At 39.3% G+C, this 17,543-nt stretch carries 17 protein-coding genes; 1 reads left to right on the top strand and 16 read right to left on the bottom strand.

The genetic code is table 11. The features are described 5' to 3' along the window. Nucleotides 1–20: 20 nt before the first annotated feature. The 9 genes from rplW to CBM15_RS13040 form a co-directional block, all read right to left on the bottom strand. Nucleotides 21–305: a 50S ribosomal protein L23 gene (gene rplW, locus CBM15_RS13000; RefSeq protein ID WP_008406966.1), complete on the bottom strand. Its 285-nt coding sequence runs from the start codon at nucleotides 303–305 to the stop codon at nucleotides 21–23. Continuing rightward, nucleotides 305–928: a 50S ribosomal protein L4 gene (gene rplD / locus CBM15_RS13005; protein WP_008406968.1), complete on the bottom strand. Its 624-nt coding sequence runs from the start codon at nucleotides 926–928 to the stop codon at nucleotides 305–307. Before rplD ends, rplW begins: the two co-directional genes overlap by 1 nt. A 27-nt stretch (nucleotides 929–955) precedes the next feature. Next, on the bottom strand, nucleotides 956–1,585 hold the full coding sequence (rplC, locus tag CBM15_RS13010; RefSeq protein ID WP_008406969.1) for a 50S ribosomal protein L3: 630 nt from the start codon (nucleotides 1,583–1,585) through the stop codon (nucleotides 956–958). Nucleotides 1,586–1,636: 51 nt separating this feature from the next. Continuing rightward, nucleotides 1,637–1,945 carry a 30S ribosomal protein S10 gene (gene rpsJ, locus CBM15_RS13015; protein ID WP_008406970.1) on the bottom strand — a complete coding sequence of 103 codons (309 nt, stop codon included), beginning with the start codon at nucleotides 1,943–1,945 and terminating at the stop codon, nucleotides 1,637–1,639. A 360-nt stretch (nucleotides 1,946–2,305) separates the two neighbouring features. Beyond that, on the bottom strand, nucleotides 2,306–3,625 hold the full coding sequence (locus tag CBM15_RS13020; RefSeq protein WP_008406971.1) for a Na+/H+ antiporter family protein: 1,320 nt from the start codon (nucleotides 3,623–3,625) through the stop codon (nucleotides 2,306–2,308). A gap of 125 nt (nucleotides 3,626–3,750) precedes the next feature. Continuing rightward, nucleotides 3,751–5,736 (bottom strand): FtsX-like permease family protein, encoded by a 1,986-nt coding sequence (locus CBM15_RS13025; protein ID WP_087617856.1) that lies wholly within the window; start codon nucleotides 5,734–5,736, stop codon nucleotides 3,751–3,753. Beyond that, on the bottom strand, nucleotides 5,726–6,487 hold the full coding sequence (locus tag CBM15_RS13030; RefSeq protein ID WP_087617857.1) for an ABC transporter ATP-binding protein: 762 nt from the start codon (nucleotides 6,485–6,487) through the stop codon (nucleotides 5,726–5,728). The genes CBM15_RS13025 and CBM15_RS13030 overlap by 11 nt, the downstream gene beginning before the upstream one ends. Before the next feature lie 97 nt (nucleotides 6,488–6,584). Beyond that, complete coding sequence (locus CBM15_RS13035; RefSeq protein ID WP_087617858.1) at nucleotides 6,585–7,556, bottom strand: sensor histidine kinase; 972 nt, start codon at nucleotides 7,554–7,556, stop codon at nucleotides 6,585–6,587. Next, entirely contained in the window at nucleotides 7,553–8,233 is a 681-nt protein-coding gene (locus CBM15_RS13040; RefSeq protein ID WP_087617859.1) for a response regulator transcription factor, read from the bottom strand. The genes CBM15_RS13035 and CBM15_RS13040 overlap by 4 nt, the downstream gene beginning before the upstream one ends. 116 nt (nucleotides 8,234–8,349) lie before the next feature. Here CBM15_RS13040 and CBM15_RS13045 point away from each other — a divergent pair, with 116 nt between their 5' ends. Next, nucleotides 8,350–9,237, top strand: a complete 888-nt coding sequence (locus CBM15_RS13045; RefSeq protein WP_087617860.1) for a LysR family transcriptional regulator — start codon at nucleotides 8,350–8,352, stop codon at nucleotides 9,235–9,237. Nucleotides 9,238–9,276: 39 nt separating this feature from the next. On the opposite strand, the gene CBM15_RS19620 is transcribed toward CBM15_RS13045, so the two are convergent. The 7 genes from CBM15_RS19620 to CBM15_RS13080 all read right to left on the bottom strand — a co-directional run bounded on the left by CBM15_RS19620 (nucleotide 9,277) and on the right by CBM15_RS13080 (nucleotide 17,390). After that, nucleotides 9,277–10,098, bottom strand: coding sequence for a methyl-accepting chemotaxis protein (locus CBM15_RS19620; RefSeq protein WP_087617861.1), 822 nt, complete (start codon nucleotides 10,096–10,098; stop codon nucleotides 9,277–9,279). Nucleotides 10,099–10,244: 146 nt separating this feature from the next. After that, a complete protein-coding gene (locus CBM15_RS13055) occupies nucleotides 10,245–12,425 on the bottom strand; it encodes a malate synthase G (protein WP_239534845.1) in 2,181 nt (726 codons plus the stop codon). 198 nt (nucleotides 12,426–12,623) lie between these two features. After that, the gene (tuf, locus tag CBM15_RS13060) at nucleotides 12,624–13,811 is read right to left on the bottom strand and encodes an elongation factor Tu (RefSeq protein ID WP_008406980.1); all 1,188 of its coding nucleotides are present in this window, start codon (nucleotides 13,809–13,811) and stop codon (nucleotides 12,624–12,626) included. A 135-nt stretch (nucleotides 13,812–13,946) separates the two neighbouring features. After that, a complete protein-coding gene (fusA, locus tag CBM15_RS13065; RefSeq protein ID WP_087617862.1) occupies nucleotides 13,947–16,025 on the bottom strand; it encodes an elongation factor G in 2,079 nt (692 codons plus the stop codon). Nucleotides 16,026–16,106: 81 nt separating this feature from the next. After that, a complete protein-coding gene (gene rpsG / locus CBM15_RS13070; RefSeq protein WP_008406982.1) occupies nucleotides 16,107–16,577 on the bottom strand; it encodes a 30S ribosomal protein S7 in 471 nt (156 codons plus the stop codon). Between the two features lie 41 nt (nucleotides 16,578–16,618). Beyond that, nucleotides 16,619–17,038, bottom strand: a complete 420-nt coding sequence (gene rpsL / locus CBM15_RS13075; protein ID WP_008406983.1) for a 30S ribosomal protein S12 — start codon at nucleotides 17,036–17,038, stop codon at nucleotides 16,619–16,621. Nucleotides 17,039–17,138: 100 nt separating this feature from the next. After that, nucleotides 17,139–17,390: a ribosomal L7Ae/L30e/S12e/Gadd45 family protein gene (locus tag CBM15_RS13080; RefSeq protein ID WP_008406985.1), complete on the bottom strand. Its 252-nt coding sequence runs from the start codon at nucleotides 17,388–17,390 to the stop codon at nucleotides 17,139–17,141. Nucleotides 17,391–17,543 lie beyond the last annotated feature (153 nt).

Raw genomic sequence — 17,543 nt, forward strand, 5'->3', positions numbered from 1 at the left:
TTACTTATATAAATTTGAAATTAGATTTCGAATAACTCGATTTCTTTTGAATCAGCAGTTAATTTAACAATCGCTTTACGACGTTTGTTAGTGTATCCACCGAATTTACCAACGCGTTTGAACTTACCTTTGTAGTTCATTACGTTTACTTTCTCAACTTTAACACCGAAGATTTCTTCAACAGCGTCTTTAACTTGAGTTTTGTTAGCGCGAGTGTCTACTTCGAAAGTATACTTTTTCTCTGCCATAATTTCTGAAGAACGCTCAGTAATGACCGGACGTTTTAAGATATCACGTGCTTCCATTATCCAAGCACCTCCTCAACTTTTTTTACAGCATCTTGAGTGAATACAACTTTATCGTGACCTAATAGATCTAATACGTTGATTCCTTCAGCTGTTAACACTGTAACACCAGGGATGTTACGAGCAGATAAAATAGCGTTTTCGTTAACTTCAGCAGTTACGAATAATGCTTTTTTGCTGATTTCTAAAGCAGCTAATACTGATTTGAAATCTTTTGTTTTTGGTGCATCAAATGATAATGCATCAAGTACTACTAAGTTTTGCTCTAATACTTTTGCAGATAAAGCAGACTTAATCGCTAAGCGACGAACTTTCTTAGGTAGTTTGTAAGAGTAGCTACGTGGAGTAGGACCGAATACAACACCACCGCCACGCCATTGTGGAGAGCGGATCGAACCTTGACGAGCACGACCAGTTCCTTTTTGACGCCATGGCTTACGACCACCACCAGCAACTGCAGAACGGTTTTTAACTTTGTGATTACCTTGACGTAAAGAAGCACGTTGTGCAACTACAGCGTCGAATAATACAGCTTCGTTTGGCTCGATTCCGAAAATCGCATCGTTTAATTCGATTTCACCAACTGAAGCACCTGTTTGACTAAGTACTGAAACCTTTGTCATTCCTGTTTCCTCCTTTCTTTAAGAGAATTATTTTGATTTAATAGCAGTTTTAACTGTTACTAATGCTTTTTTAGAACCAGGAACATTACCTTTAACAAGTAGTAAGTTGCGCTCTACATCAACCTTAACGATTTCAAGGTTTTGAATAGTAACAACTGTGCCACCCATTTGACCAGGTAATTTCTTTTGTTTGAATACGCGGTTCGGAGCAACTGGACCCATTGAACCAGGACGACGGTGGTAACGAGAACCGTGAGACATAGGGCCGCGAGATTGACCATGACGTTTAATAACACCTTGGAAACCTTTACCTTTTGTTACACCTGTTACATCGATTACATCGCCTTCAGCGAAAATTTCAACCTTGACTTCTTGACCAACTTCGTAAGTCGCAGCTTCTAAGTTGCGGAACTCACGGATGAAGCGCTTAGGAGCAGTATTTGCTTTTGCTACGTGACCTTGTTCAGGTTTGTTTGAAAGCTTAACGCGCTTATCTTCAAAACCTAATTGGATCGCTTCGTAGCCATCAGTTTCAACAGATTTCTTTTGTAAAACTACGTTTGGAGTAGCTTCGATTACTGTTACTGGGATAAGATCTCCGTTTTCAGCGAAAACTTGAGTCATACCAATTTTTCTACCTAAGATTCCTTTAGTCATTTGTCACACCTCCTGTAAATTTTAGAAAAAAGTTTATATTTGTTTTTACCATTAAAGTTTGATTTCGATATCAACGCCAGATGGTAAATCAAGCTTCATTAACGCATCAACAGTTTGTGGTGTCGGGTTAACGATGTCGATAAGACGTTTATGTGTGCGCATTTCAAATTGCTCACGAGAATCTTTGTACTTATGAACCGCACGTAAGATCGTGTATACAGATCTTTCAGTTGGTAGTGGGATCGGACCCGATACTCCAGCACCTGAACGTTTCGCAGTTTCAACGATTTTCTCAGCAGATTGATCAAGGATACGGTGATCATATGCTTTTAAACGAATACGAATTTTTTGTTTTGCCATTACTTTCCCTCCTTCTCGCCTATTTTCTAGACATTCTCCACGAAAATTTCTCCTACACACCGCCATGGCAAAGCGGCCGGGTGTGTCGGCAACCTCTCGCTTCATCGCAGTCAAAGACCAACATTCAACATTATATACAATAAAAAAGAAGTTCGCAAGTCTTTTAGCAAAATTCTTTTCATAATGTTTTATTCTTTATAAATAGGTTCGCTCTTTTTGAGCCGTTTTCTAGTATATAAGTTTATGACGGTGAAAGCAACTGAAAAGGGAGTAATATGCTTTAAATATATTATTCTGAAAATAATTGCTACAGAAAATGAAAAAATCGTCGCTTTCTCTTTGCTGAAAGCGACGACTGTATTATAGGAAGAAAACGACTGCAATCCAGCCGAAAATAATCTGTGGAATATTATAGAAGAGAAATGTCGGTACACATGTATCCCAAATATGGTTGTGCTGTCCGTCGACATTTAATCCTGCTGTCGGTCCTAATGTAGAATCGGATGCCGGTGAGCCAGCATCACCAAGTACACCCGCTGTTCCGATTAAACAGATGATCGCTAATTCGCTTAGTCCCAGTTCCATTGCAATTGGAACAAAGATTGCTGCAATGATTGGAATTGTTGCAAATGAAGAACCAATTCCCATTGTGACGATTAAACCGACAATTAACATAATTAAAACTGCAATACTTACATTCCCGTTAAAAATATCCATTGCACCGGATACTAATAACTCCACATCTCCTGTCGCATTAATGACAGCAGAGAACCCGTTTGCTGAAATCATAACGAAACCGACAAACGCCATCATCCGCATTCCATCCGATAGGACTGCATCTGCTTCTTTTACTTTTAGCGTCCCTGTTATATACAAAATTATAATACCGGCAATTGATCCGACAATCATTGAATCCGTCATTACTTGTACTGCTATAGAAGTAACTAGTGCTACTGCAGCGAATATGATGTGCAGTTTATTTACTTCTTTATTTAAGTCATTCGTTGTTTCCAGTTCAACGTTTTCGTATTGTCTTGGTTTACGATAGGCAACGAAGGCACCTACAAGCCCTACAGCCATCCCTAACGCTACTATAGCCATCGCCTTTGGAACATCTCCCAAAGCAACGTCTAACCCCGCTAAGGCCATTTGATCGACTATAATCCCCTGATAGATCAAACCAAACCCTGCAGGAATGAACATATACGGCATTACTAACCCGAATGTTAGAATACATGCGATTAAACGGCGGTCAATTTGCAGCATGTTCATAATTTTAATCATCGGCGGTACGATTAATGGAATAAATGCAATATGCACCGGAATCAGGTTTTGCGACATAATCGCCATTGCCAGCAGCACTAAGAATATTAATGCTTTGGCAGCACCTTTTTTTTGAGTATCGCCTTCATTCTGTACAATTTTTAAAATTGCTTTCACTAATACTTCAGGTATACCGGTACGTGAGATTGCAAGTGCAAATCCACCAAGCAGTGCATAGCTTAGCGCAATTGTTGCACCACCGCCAAGACCGTCGACAAAGGCCTTGATTGTTTCTGTTATATTTAATCCGCCGGCAAGGCCACCAATAATCGCCCCGACCGTCAGAGATAAAACGACATTTATACGTAGTAGGCTTAAAATAAGCATAACCCCTACCGCTATTAAAACAGCATTCATGTTGTACACTTCACTTTCGTCTGCTAAATTACTAATGTGTTAAAGTTACAAGAAAAACGAACGCGAGTCAACGGATAAAGATAAAATAAAACCGTCAAATAAGAGAAAATTGACGGTTTGAAGTATTATAAAGCCTGTTTTATAATTTTTCTGTAATAATTGATTGTTAATGCTGCAAACACGATGTACATGACAATATATAAAGCCATTGTAACAAGAAGAGGCGTAGTCAATTCTGTGCCGAATAAAAACCAGCCGGATTTTACAGCAAAGTAGCTGTGGAGTAATCCGATAAGTAATGGTACACCAAAGTTAAATAACTGCTTCTTCATTATACCGCGCGTTAATTCCTCTTCTGTATAGCCAATCTTTCGGAGAATCTTATAGGATTCCATTTCTTCATCCGCTTCAGACATTTGTTTAAAGTATAATATACTGCCCGTTGCCAGTAAAAAGGCTAAACCTAAAAACGCGGTTGTAAAAATTGTCGTTCCATATAGATTTAAATTATATTCAACCGTTGATCGCAGTGAGCTTAATTTATTTACCCCACGGTCTATTTCATCATCTTCAAATACTATGTTGGCACCTGTTTGTTTGTAGAGCTTTTCAGCAGCTTCATATGTTTCATCATTCGCATCAATCAGGTTAATGGATGTTTGCTCTTTTGTTAGATAGCCAATTTCATGCTCGTTGTTTAATTGCTGGATCTGGTTAAACAGAGTATCTTCAACGATAACTACAAAACCGCCTCCTGTAATACGCCATGCCACAATCGAAGTATCGTTCACTTCCTTAACTTTTAGCGGAAACTGGTGCTCTTGATGCAGGAATATAAAGTCGTGTGGTGCTTCTAGCGGCAATATATTTGCCTGGAACCCGTTATAGCCTGCAATAATTGCCTCACCCTCTGAAAGCATGACATCAGGATCGAGCTGATGATAGTCCGAAAGCGGAATCATTAGGACATCCGCTAACGTATCGCCTTGAAGCATTTCTACTATTTCACCAGAAAAAATTTCCGCCATATCAAATTGGGCGCTCGTTAACCTAAACTTATTTTCCTCAAATGCGATTCCTTCTCTCTTCAACGCTTCAATGAAAGACTCTCCACGTCCATCTACCATTATATAGTCTGCTGGTACAGAATTTTCTGCTGTACTGCCTGCCGAATAGTAACTAATATAGGAAAGTGTCGTAATTGCAAGCGATACCGCTGTAATGACAGTAATGAGCGTCAGTGATTTAGCATTGCCCTTCATTCGGTGCATAATTGGTGTCAGCGCCAAAACATCGTTCAGATTTAAATGCCCTTTCTTTCTTAGGCGGAACATATTTAATATGAATGCAACCGAATAGCGGAAAACAAAGTAAGTCCCGCCAATTGTCGTCGCTAAAATAATAACCATGCTTAAAAATAGATTTGTTGTTTGCCCTGAGAATAATAACGTACTTTTATAGTAGCCATAAATAATCAACGCTAATCCGATAGCCCCCATCACCATAGGGAATACACTAAAGCGTTTCACACGCTCGTCCGCTTGCTTGGAAGCGTTAAATAACGAGAGTAATGTAGTTCTGTGTACCATAAATGCCATTTGTGCTAAAAGAACTGCGAGCAAAATACCAAATACACTTAACGTATTCACAACCGCTACTTTGCTGATACTTAATGTTACGACCGCATCAAATTTTAGTAGCTTCAGTAAAATCATCGCAAACAAACGTGAACTTAAAAAACCAAGTAAAATTCCGATGCTTACCGCACCTATAAATAGCAGGATATTTTCAAAGGCAATCAGGCGTGTCACAAGCCCTTTTGTCATGCCGACCAATTGATACAACCCAATTTCCTTGCTGCGACGTTTAATAAATAAGTGATTGGCATACAACACAAAGAACAGGACGATAAAATACAGCATATACGATGCCGCTTCAAATCCGGAAGCTGCCGTTCCGCTCGCTTTCGTCGCTTCAATGATCGATTCATTGTACTGCAATGTCACAAATGAGAAAAATAGCGTCACACTGAAAATGAGTGCGAAAAAGTATAAGTAATAGTGACGCATATTTTTTAGCATGCTTTTAAATACAAGCCGACTAAGCTTCACTCTGCTCACCGCCTAAAACACTTTGCGTATTCAAAATTTGCTGGAAAAACTCTTTGCGTGATTTATCGCCCTTATACAGTTCCGTATAAATTTGGCCGTCTTTTAAAAACAGTACACGGGAACAAAAGCTGGCTGCAATGGCATCATGGGTAACCATCATGATCGTTGCATTTTTTGCTTTATTAATTTTTGCTAAATTATCGAGCAGTGCAGTGGCCGCTTTTGAATCAAGTGCCCCTGTTGGTTCATCTGCAAACACAAGGGATGGATTCGATATTAATGCTCTTGCTGCGGAAGTACGCTGCTTTTGACCACCGGAAATTTCATTCGGGTATTTCGATAAAATATCTGCTATCCCTAAAATCGATACAAGCTCCTTTAAACGTTGCTCTGCCGCTGCCTTTGGAATTGAACTTAGCGATAACGGCAGTAGAATATTTTCCTTCACCGTCAAAGTGTCGAGTAAATTATAGTCCTGAAAAATAAAACCTAGCTCATCCCGGCGGAATTTTGCTAATGTACGTTCCTTCATCCCTTGAAGCTTTTGCCCATTGATCTCGACAAATCCGTCTGTCACTTGATCTATGGAACAAAGTACATTTAATAACGTAGTTTTTCCCGAACCTGAAGCACCCATAATGCCGACAAATTCACCCTTTTCCACTTCTAAATCAATGCCCTTTAATACTTCTTGCGCAAGCGATCGCTTACCATATGTTTTTCGAACTTTACGTGCGATTAAAATGCTCATTGTTCTCCATCCTTTCTTGTTATTTTCATTCTACATGTTCCGGTCATGTGAATCGTTTGATTTACATGACAAAAAAGCTCGGTAAGTGACAAGTTCGTCACATTCCAAGCGTTTTTTGGTAATCATTCATTTTTGGGAAAGTAATTTTCACAGTAGTACCTATCCCTTCTGTTGATTCGATTGCCAGAAGAATATGCAGTGATTCTGCCGCCTGTTTAGCGAGGTACAGCCCCATTCCTGTTGCAGCACTCGTTTCACGGCCAATTGTTCCAGTATAGGATTTGCGGAATACACGAGGCAAATCTTCACTCTTTATACCGATTCCCTCATCTTGAATGATGAGAACAGCTTGCTCGTTCGTCATATGAGCGGTTATTCTAACTTCTCCCCCGACATCACTATACTTTACCGCATTCGATAAAATTTGCCGTACGATAAAACCTAGCCACTTTGTATCTGAGTGTACAGTCAGATCGTCCACTTCCAGGTCGAAAGCGATTTTCTTTTCAAAACACCAGGTGCGCAGTGCTTTAATTTCTTGAATAAGTACATCTTTTACGTGTACTTTTTCAATTCGGTTATCAAGCTCGATCGTCATAAGACGTGTTGCATGAAGCTGCTGGTCTAATAGTAAATAAAGACGCAGCCATTCATTTTCAATGCGTTCCTTTACTTCGCTTTTCTCTACTTTTTCCAGCAACAGCTGCATTGCGGTTAATGGGGACTTCATTTCATGTACCCATGCTAAAAGCTCGTCCTGCCGTTCTAATACAATTTGCTTCTGTTCCTGTACTTTTGCATTCTTATTAGCCAACTGCTCTTTATAATCTTCATGAATAAGATCAAAATAGTTTCCTTTAAACTTCACATACGGCTTCATCAATTTCCTGTCTTTCACATAACGTAAACTGAAATAACCGGCAACGAGTGTAAACCAAATGATGTTTAAATAGAGTAGCGAAACATCGTGGAAACCTTTATCTAGAAATAGTATTAAATTCAATAGCAGTTGAAGAATGATGACAAACAGCATCATAGAAATATATTGTCTTATAAACAAGCGGATCATGCATCCACCGCCAAATAGCCAAGGCCTTTTTTCGTCATAATCACATTGATAAGACCAATATCCTCTAACCGTTGGCGTAAACGATTTACATTGACCGTTAATGTGTTGTCATTTACGAAGCGTTCATCATCCCATAATTTACGCATTAGTTCATCACGGGAAACGATCTGCCCTTTCGCCTTTACGAGCACCTTTAAAATAAACAGCTCGTTTTTCGTTAACTCTATCTGCTGGTCTTTAAAATGAACAATCGCGCGGTCATAATGAATTTCAGCTCCATTCCATTTTTCAATATTACTTTGCTGTGCTTCCTGATAATTATAAGCGCGTCGGAGCAATGCTTGTACTTTTGCGATTAATACTTCCGTATGGAAAGGTTTTTGCACAAAGTCATCTGCTCCCATTTGCATCGCCATGATCATATCCATCGGGTGATCGCGTGAGGAAAGAAATAAAATAGGGACATTCGATATTGCCCTTATTTCACGACACCAATGGAAGCCATCAAATGCAGGCAGCTGAATATCGATAATAACAAGCTGAGGTTCTTCTTCTTTAAACGTCACCATTATATGTTGAAAGTCTTCTGGTCCGATTACTTGTATATTCCACTGTGCTAATCGTTCGCCTATCAGTTCAAAAATGGAGACATCATCTTCTATTAATAACACCTTCAAAGAACATCACTCCTTCTATATACTCCCATTATACAAAAAACTAACAGTCCAACACTTCCAAACTTTGCTATAATCAATTCAATTACAGGAATTAGAGAAGAGGTGGGGAAAGAAAAATGGATTTACGCCAAATCGAATACTTTGTTGAAGTGGCAAAGCATTTAAGTTTTACGAAAGCGGCAGCTACTTTGCATGTGTCACAGCCATCAATTAGTAAAGCAATTCAAAACTTTGAATCGGAACTGGGTGTCCCGTTATTTTACCGGTCATCCAAACAGCTTGAACTAACAGATGCCGGTCATGCCGTTCTTGTGAATTCAATGCAAGTACTTGAATCATTTCAAAATTTACGTTCCGAGTTAACGGACTTAATGCAATTAAAAAAAGGACAAATCCGTATCGGGATTCCACCAATCGTTGGGGCAGAGTTTTTTTCGAAACTAATCAGCTATTATAAAGAGCTTAATCCATATATCGAAATTTTATTAACGGAAGTCGGAACGAAGCGTATACGCCACGAAATTGAAGCAGGCGAACTGGATGTTGGTTTAGTATGCAGTGTAACTTCCTCGAATGAATCTTTGGAAACAATACGATTTTTAAAAGACCCTTTAGTGTTAATCGTACATGAAAGCCATCCTTTGGCAAAGAAGGAGTCGATCCAGCTAAGTGACTTAGCGAGTGAAACTTTTATTATTTATCGGAAAGACTTTATTTTATATGATCGCATTATCGAGGAGTGTTCCAAACACGGGTTTTTCCCTACGATTGCCTGTGAAACGACTCAGAAAGATTTATTTATCGAAATGGTTCAGGCAAAATTGGGGATTGCACTGCTTCCGGAAAAGCTTGCCGAGAAAATTCCTTACACTTCGATTAAATGCATCCCTTTTCAGGAAGAAGCCATTTTTCTTGAACTGGGGGTTACGTGGAAGAAAAATAAATACTTGCCTTTTGCAGTGCGGGAATTTATTAAACTTGCCCGTGAATTTGTTTCCCAATAAATAAGTTGCCTAGAAAATTTGAATCTCTAGGCAACCATTTTATAATTTATTTGCATACTCATTTAACTGCGCAGACATTGTTTGAATTTCAATCACAAAGTCGGAAACATGTTGAATAGATTCGCTTTGTGATGTTCCAATAGTGGAGATTTGGGCAATAGAGTTCGTAATGTTTTGTGTAGCCTCACTAATTTGGGCGATCGTTTCTCTAATTTTCTGTGTTGATTCAACTGTTTCTTTCGAAAATCTACGGATCTCCGTCGCTACGACTTCAAATCCTTTCCCTTTTTCACCTGCACGGGCAGCTTCGATTGCCGCATTTAATCCTAACAAATTGGTTTGGTCCGCCATACGTTTCAACAACGTTAAAATGTCGGAAGTCTGTTGAACATTCATTTCAGCCTGCTTTGATTGTTTTAATAACTCATCTGCTGATTCTTTCAATTTTGTAGAACCACCTGCAATACTGCCAATCTGCTTGTTCGCATTTGATAGAGAACCCATTATTGCTTGGGAAATTTCTATTAACTCCGAGTGCTTTCTCAATTGAACAGCAATTCCTCCGACTGTTTTACCTGTTTTATCAAATAATGGCGTCGCTGTACCCATAAATTCAAAACCATAATAATCGGCTGGTACAATGGCCTCTAAACGGCGCTTTTTATTTAATGCCATCTTTAATGGCTCTTCCGGATTTAATTGTTGACCAACACGTATTTTCAGGTCTAAATCTTCCGCAGGGAAATAGGCTACAAACTTTTCTAAATCACATATTGCAATTGATAAGTCTGCTGGAATTGCTTCTTTCACGATCGTTATCATGGAAATTAGCGCATCTAAAGATTCAATTTTATTTAGCATATTTAACTCTCTTCTTTCCTGTTGCCCTTACTATTTTATTACTATTATACCATTTTCACTCTAAATTGATTAAATTTCCATTAATTTCAGATACTTAAACAAAAAAGACTACTATCTCAGAAGAAATAGTAGTAGCTTAGTAAACCTTATGCGTTTACTTTTTGTTTTGCTTTCGCTTCAATACGCTTTTTGTGTAAAATCGGCTCTGTGTAACCATTTGGTTGAGCATAACCTTTAAATATCAGTTCACTTGCTGCTTGGAAAGCTACAGAATCCTCGTAGTTTGCTGACATTGGTGAATATTCCGGATCGTCTGCATTTTGCTCATCTACAACTTTTGCCATACGTTTCAATGATTCCTCTACCTGTTCTTTCGTACAAATACCGTGATGCAGCCAGTTTGCAACATGCTGACTTGAAATACGCAACGTTGCGCGATCTTCCATTAAGCCGATATTATTAATATCCGGCACTTTTGAACAGCCCACACCATGTTCCACCCAACGGACTACATATCCTAGGATTCCTTGTGCATTATTATCAAGCTCATGTTGAATTTCTTCACGTGTCCAATCTGTATTTGCCGCTACTGGGATTTCCAAAATCGCATCTTGTAAATCTTCCGATGACACAATACCTTTTTGAACGTCTTTTACATTTACTTCATGGTAATGTGTTGCATGTAATGTTGCGGCTGTCGGCGATGGTACCCAAGCAGTATTTGCCCCTGCTTTTGGATGATTGATTTTTTGCTCAATCATATCCGCCATTAAGTCCGGCATTGCCCACATCCCTTTTCCGATTTGTGCACGGCCTTGCAAGCCTGCATTTAACCCAACGATGACATTGGATTTTTCATAAGATGTGAGCCATGTTGATGTTTTCATTTCTCCTTTGCGAATCATTGGTCCCGCTTCCATTGATGTATGGATCTCATCCCCTGTACGATCCAGGAATCCTGTATTAATAAATACGATACGATTCTTCACTTCACGTATACATGCTTTTAAGTTAAGTGATGTACGTCGTTCTTCATCCATAACACCAATCTTTAACGTGAATCGTTCCAATCCGATTAAATCTTCTACACGCTCAAATAGTTTATTTGCAAACGCTACTTCCTTTGAGCCGTGCATTTTTGGTTTTACAATATAGATAGAGCCTTTTTGCGAATTTTTATACGAACCATTGCCAATAACTTCATGCTTCGCTATTAAGCTCGTTACGACACCATCCATAATTCCTTCAGGCACTTCGCTGCCATCTTGATCTAAAATAGCCGGATTTGTCATTAAGTGACCTACATTGCGAATAAACATTAAAGAGCGGCCATTTAATGTTACCGTATCACCATTAACTCCCGTATATACACGGTCAGGATTTAATGTACGTGTTACCGTTTTCGATCCTTTTGCAAAAGTTGCCGTTAAGTCGCCTTTCATTAGCCCTAACCAGTTCGCATAAACTTCCACTTTATCTTCTGCATCTACTGCTGCTACCGAGTCCTCGCAGTCCATAATTGTTGTAATAGCTGACTCTAAATAAATATCTTTTACCCCAGCTGCATCATCTTTTCCAATTGGGTGATTTCGGTCAATTTGAATTTCAATGTGTAAATCATTATTTTTCAGTAAAATCGCAGTCGGCTGTTCTGTTGTTCCTTGGTAGCCTACTAACTTTTCCGGCTCTGCCAATGTCGTCGTTTCACCATTTACGAGTGTAATTACTAATTTACTTTCTGCAATTTTATATGTTATTGCATCTTTATGTGAAGCTGCTTTTAAAGGAGCCGCTTGATCTAAAAACTTTTTCGCATAATCGATTACTTTGTTACCACGAATCGGATTATAACCTTTTCCTGTTTCAGTACCGTCTTCGTCATTGATGACATCTGTACCGTATAGTGCATCATAGAAACTTCCCCAACGTGCATTTGCTGCATTAATTGCATAGCGTGCATTGCTGACAGGTACTACTAATTGCGGACCTGCCTGATAAGCAATTTCTGTATCTACGTTTTCTGTTTCCACTTGGAAGTCTTCTGCTTTTGGTTCTACATAACCGATTTCTTCTAAAAACGTCTTATATTCGGCAAATTGGAAATTCCCCTTATTTCCTTTATGCCACTCATTAATTTCTTCTTGCAGTGCATCACGTTGAGCAAGCAATGCTTTATTTTCAGGTGCCAACTCATGAACCAGCTTATCGAAGCCGTCCCAAAATGCCGTTTGCTCTACTCCACTGTTTGGTAATACTTGCTCATTAATAAACTGAAATAGCACTTCTGCTACTTGTAAGTTCCCCACTTGCACGTAATTTGTCACCATTAAATCCCCCTTTTAAATGAACGTTTCTAATAATGAATTAGAATCCCCTGTTCTTACGTTTCATTATACAAGAGTCATTATATATAAATGAAATACATATATTGAATAAACATTATGCATTTACGTTATAAAGGGCACAAAAAAACATCTTGCAAGCGTCCCTGCAAGATGTTTTTGAAAATTAGCGATAAGCTAAAATTATTTTTGGATAGATGCTACTACGCCAGCGCCTACAGTACGGCCACCCTCGCGGATAGAGAATTTAGTACCTTCTTCTAAAGCGATTGGAGCGATTAATTCAACAGTCATTTCGATGTTGTCGCCAGGCATTACCATTTCTACGCCTTCTGGTAACATGCAGATACCAGTTACGTCAGTTGTACGGAAGTAGAACTGAGGACGGTAGTTAGAGAAGAATGGAGTGTGACGTCCACCCTCTTCTTTTGATAAAACATAAACTTCAGCTTTGAAGTTAGTGTGTGGAGTGATTGAACCTGGTTTAGCTAATACTTGACCACGTTGGATGTCTTCACGAGCAACACCACGTAATAAAGCACCGATGTTGTCACCAGCTTCAGCATAGTCTAATAATTTACGGAACATTTCTACACCAGTTACAGTAGTTTGTTTCGCTTCTTCTTCGATACCTACGATTTCAACTACGTCACCAACTTTAACTTGACCACGTTCAACACGGCCAGTTGCAACTGTACCACGACCAGTGATAGAGAATACGTCCTCTACTGGCATCATGAATGGTTTGTCAGTTTGACGTTCTGGAGTTGGGATGTAAGAATCTACAGCGTCCATTAACTCAACGATTTTTTCTTCCCATTCTGCTTCGCCTTCTAAAGCTTTTAAAGCAGAACCTTTGATTACTGGAATATCGTCGCCTGGGAAGTCGTACTCAGATAATAAGTCACGGATTTCCATTTCAACTAATTCTAATAATTCTTCGTCGTCTACCATATCACATTTGTTCATGAATACTACTAAGTAAGGAACACCTACTTGACGAGATAAAAGGATGTGCTCACGAGTTTGTGGCATTGGACCGTCAGCAGCAGATACTACTAAGATACCGCCGTCCATTTGTGCAGCACCAGTGATCATGTTTTTAACATAGTCAGCGTGTCCTGGGCAGTCAACGTGTGCATAGTGGCGAGTTTCAGTTTCATACTCTACGTGAGAAGTATTGATTGTGATACCGCGCTCTTTTTCTTCTGGAGCGTTATCGATGTCAGCGTAAGATTTAGCTGCACCACCCATTTTTTTAGAAAGAACTGTTGCGATAGCAGCAGTTAAAGTTGTTTTACCATGGTCAACGTGTCCGATTGTACCAATATTAGCATGCGTTTTAGAACGGTCAAATTTTTCTTTAGCCATTAGAAAATGCCTCCTCAGAGATATGTTTTATTTTTTTAAAATTATTCTAAGATGCCGACTATAAACGGGCCCCATCTATAGTCAGTCAATCATAGCTTACAAATTATTTATACTTGATGCAAGGTGAAATTTCAATTATTCACCTTTATTTTTTTTGATAATATCTTCTGCAATTGATTTTGGTACTTCTTCATAGTGATCAAACGTCATTGAGAATACACCGCGACCTTGAGTTGCAGAACGTAAAGTTGTAGCATATCCGAACATTTCAGATAGTGGAACCATAGCACGTACTACTTGAGAGTTACCACGAGCTTCCATACCCTCTACGCGACCGCGACGAGCAGTAATGTTACCCATAATATCACCAAGGTACTCTTCTGGAATTACAACTTCTACTTTCATCATTGGCTCTAAGATAACTGGGTTACATTTTTTAGCTGCTTCTTTTAAAGCCATAGATGCAGCAATTTTGAACGCCATTTCACTTGAGTCAACGTCATGGTAAGAACCGAATACTAATTTCGCTTTAATGTCGATTAATGGGTAACCAGCAACAACACCGCGGTCAAGAGAGTCACGTAGACCCGCTTCTACTGCAGGGATGTATTCACGAGGTACAACACCACCAACGATAGCGTTTTCGAATTCGAAACCTTTACCCTCTTCGTTTGGAGAGAACTCGATCGTTACGTCACCGTATTGACCGCGACCACCAGATTGACGAGAGAATTTACCTTGAACTTTAGCTTCGCTACGGAATGTTTCACGGTAAGATACCATTGGAGCACCCACGTTAGCTTCAACTTTAAATTCACGTTTCATACGGTCAACTAAGATATCAAGGTGAAGTTCACCCATACCAGAGATGATTGTTTGACCTGTTTCAGTGTCAGTATGTGCACGGAATGTTGGATCTTCTTCTTGTAGTTTTTGTAAAGCTTGACCCATTTTATCTTGGTCAGCTTTAGATTTTGGTTCTACAGAAAGAGAGATAACTGGTTCTGGGAATTCCATTGACTCTAAGATAACAAGGTTTTTCTCGTCACATAGAGTATCACCTGTTGTAGTATCTTTAAGACCTACTGCAGCAGCAATATCACCAGAGTATACTTTTGCAATCTCTTCACGAGAGTTAGCGTGCATTTGTAGGATACGTCCTACACGCTCACGTTTACCCTTAGAAGAGTTTTGTACGTAAGAACCAGCTTCTAATGTACCTGAGTACACACGGAAGAATGTTAACTTACCTACGAATGGGTCTGTCATTACTTTGAATGCAAGAGCTGAGAATGGCTCTTCATCAGAAGAATGGCGGATGATTTCTTCTTCACCGTCAACATCCGTACCTTTAATAGCTTCTACGTCTGTTGGAGCTGGAAGATAATCAACAGCAGCATCTAACATTTTACGAACACCTTTGTGTTTGAATGCTGTACCACAAAGTACTGGGTAGAATTCTACCGCGATAGTAGCTTTACGGATTGCTGCTTTTAATTCTTCTTTAGTAATTTCTTCGCCTTCTAAGTATTTCTCCATAAGTTCTTCATCAACACTTGCAACAGCGTCGATTAATTTCTCACGGTACTCTTCAGCTTGATCCATGAATTCTGCAGGGATTTCTCCTACAGTTACATCTGTACCTTCATCGTTACCGTAGAAAGTAGCGTTCATTTCGATTAAATCGATAATTCCGCGGAACTCGTCTTCAGCACCGATTGGTAATTGGATTGGGTGAGCATTAGCTTGTAAACGCTCATGTAATGTACCTACAGAATATAGGAAGTCAGCTCCCATTTTATCCATCTTGTTGATGAATACGATACGAGGAACTCCGTATGTTGTAGCTTGACGCCATACTGTTTCAGTTTGAGGCTCAACACCAGATTGAGCATCTAATACTGTTACAGCACCATCAAGTACGCGTAAAGAACGTTCAACTTCAACAGTGAAGTCTACGTGTCCTGGAGTATCGATGATGTTAATACGGTGACCGTTCCATTGAGCTGTTGTTGCAGCAGAAGTGATCGTGATACCACGCTCTTGTTCTTGCTCCATCCAGTCCATTTGAGAACCGCCATCATGAGTTTCACCGATTTTGTGAATCTTACCAGTGTAATAAAGGATACGCTCAGTAGTTGTTGTTTTACCAGCATCAATGTGAGCCATGATCCCAATATTACGAGTATTCTCTAGAGAGAATTCGCGTTTCATAGGAAATTTCTCCTTCCATATTGGGTTAACTGTATAGATGGTAAAAATCTTAGCCCCAGCAATGCTAGAGCAAAGATCAAATTACCAACGGTAGTGAGCGAATGCTTTGTTCGCTTCTGCCATTTTGTGCATATCTTCACGTTTCTTAACTGAAGCACCTGTGTTGTTAGATGCATCTAAGATTTCGTTAGCTAAGCGCTCTTCCATCGTTTTTTCTCCACGAAGACGAGCATAGTTTACTAAATAACGTAAACCTAAAGTTGTACGACGTTCTGGACGAACTTCTACTGGTACTTGGTAGTTAGAACCACCAACACGACGAGCACGTACTTCTAATACAGGCATTACGTTGTTTAATGCAGCTTCAAATACTTCTAAAGCATTTTGACCCGAACGCTCTTGAACTAATTCGAAAGCTCCGTATAAAATCTTTTGAGAAGTACCTCTTTTACCATCAATCATCATTTTGTTGATTAAACGAGTTACTAATTTTGAGTTATAAAGTGGATCTGGTAACACGTCACGTTTGGAAACAGGACCTTTACGAGGCATGTGTTTTCCTCCTTTCAAATCGTTGTATATTTAAACTTAAATTATTTTTTTTCTTTAGGGCGTTTAGTACCGTATTTAGAACGAGATTGTAAACGACCGTTAACACCAGCTGTATCAAGTGCACCACGAACGATGTGGTAACGTACTCCAGCTAAGTCTTTTACGCGTCCGCCACGGATAAGAACTACACTGTGCTCTTGTAAGTTGTGACCTTCACCTGGGATATACGCAGTAACCTCAAGTTGGTTAGTTAAGCGTACACGAGCGTATTTACGTAAAGCCGAGTTCGGTTTACGTGGTGTCATTGTACCTACACGAGTACAAACTCCGCGTTTTTGAGGAGACTTAACGTCAGTTAAAGATTTTTTAAATGAGTTATATCCTTTGTTTAACGCTGGAGATTTTGATTTCGTGCTTTTAGATTGACGAGGCTTACGTACTAATTGGTTAATTGTAGGCATCGATTTGTCCTCCCTTCATTTTTTCCTTGTTTCAATACCACACATCCAGGTGGTTCATTTTTTGGGTAAAAACAAAGTCTTTGTGTACTTTACACAAAAACTACATCGCAGTAATCGCAACAACTGCAGCTCCAACATGAATGCCGCAAGCTTTACCAAGTTCTTTCTTTGAATCGACGTAATTAACTGGTACACCGATTTCTTTCGCGAGAAGAATGGCCGGATCGGTTACCCATTTGTCTGCATCGATTGCGACAAAAAGAGCTGTTACTTGTCCAGCATACATTGCTTTCACTGCTTGCTTTATACCTATGATTGTTTTACTGGCCTGTTTTACTTGATCGTAAGACATTTTCATATCCTCCTAAGTACAGACAGTTAACTATCAACCTTCAATATATTATCATTCCAAACTTACACTGTCAACAGATTTCTTATGAAAGTATGTTGGTTAATATTTATTTCAAGGAGGTTTTCAAGAAAATCTCCCGTCAGAGAATACGTC

The sequence above is a fragment of the Solibacillus kalamii genome, from assembly GCF_002174535.1.
GTDB lineage: Bacteria > Bacillota > Bacilli > Bacillales_A > Planococcaceae > Solibacillus > Solibacillus silvestris.

What these genes read in the sequence shown, in the direction of transcription:
- rpsG (WP_008406982.1), bottom strand. Translation starts at nt 16,577, where the DNA reads ATGCCTCGTAAAGGTCCTGTTTCCAAACGTGACGTGTTACCAGATCCA.
- CBM15_RS13030 (WP_087617857.1), bottom strand. Translation starts at nt 6,487, where the DNA reads ATGAGCATTTTAATCGCACGTAAAGTTCGAAAAACATATGGTAAGCGA.
- tuf (WP_008406980.1), bottom strand. Translation starts at nt 13,811, where the DNA reads ATGGCTAAAGAAAAATTTGACCGTTCTAAAACGCATGCTAATATTGGT.
- CBM15_RS19620 (WP_087617861.1), bottom strand. Translation starts at nt 10,098, where the DNA reads ATGCTAAATAAAATTGAATCTTTAGATGCGCTAATTTCCATGATAACG.
- rplC (WP_008406969.1), bottom strand. Translation starts at nt 1,585, where the DNA reads ATGACTAAAGGAATCTTAGGTAGAAAAATTGGTATGACTCAAGTTTTC.
- CBM15_RS13020 (WP_008406971.1), bottom strand. Translation starts at nt 3,625, where the DNA reads ATGAATGCTGTTTTAATAGCGGTAGGGGTTATGCTTATTTTAAGCCTA.
- rpsL (WP_008406983.1), bottom strand. Translation starts at nt 17,038, where the DNA reads ATGCCTACAATTAACCAATTAGTACGTAAGCCTCGTCAATCTAAAAGC.
- CBM15_RS13055 (WP_239534845.1), bottom strand. Translation starts at nt 12,425, where the DNA reads ATGGTGACAAATTACGTGCAAGTGGGGAACTTACAAGTAGCAGAAGTG.
- CBM15_RS13035 (WP_087617858.1), bottom strand. Translation starts at nt 7,556, where the DNA reads ATGATCCGCTTGTTTATAAGACAATATATTTCTATGATGCTGTTTGTC.
- rplW (WP_008406966.1), bottom strand. Translation starts at nt 305, where the DNA reads ATGGAAGCACGTGATATCTTAAAACGTCCGGTCATTACTGAGCGTTCT.
- CBM15_RS13045 (WP_087617860.1), top strand. Translation starts at nt 8,350, where the DNA reads ATGGATTTACGCCAAATCGAATACTTTGTTGAAGTGGCAAAGCATTTA.
- CBM15_RS13080 (WP_008406985.1), bottom strand. Translation starts at nt 17,390, where the DNA reads ATGTCTTACGATCAAGTAAAACAGGCCAGTAAAACAATCATAGGTATA.
- rplD (WP_008406968.1), bottom strand. Translation starts at nt 928, where the DNA reads ATGACAAAGGTTTCAGTACTTAGTCAAACAGGTGCTTCAGTTGGTGAA.
- rpsJ (WP_008406970.1), bottom strand. Translation starts at nt 1,945, where the DNA reads ATGGCAAAACAAAAAATTCGTATTCGTTTAAAAGCATATGATCACCGT.
- fusA (WP_087617862.1), bottom strand. Translation starts at nt 16,025, where the DNA reads ATGAAACGCGAATTCTCTCTAGAGAATACTCGTAATATTGGGATCATG.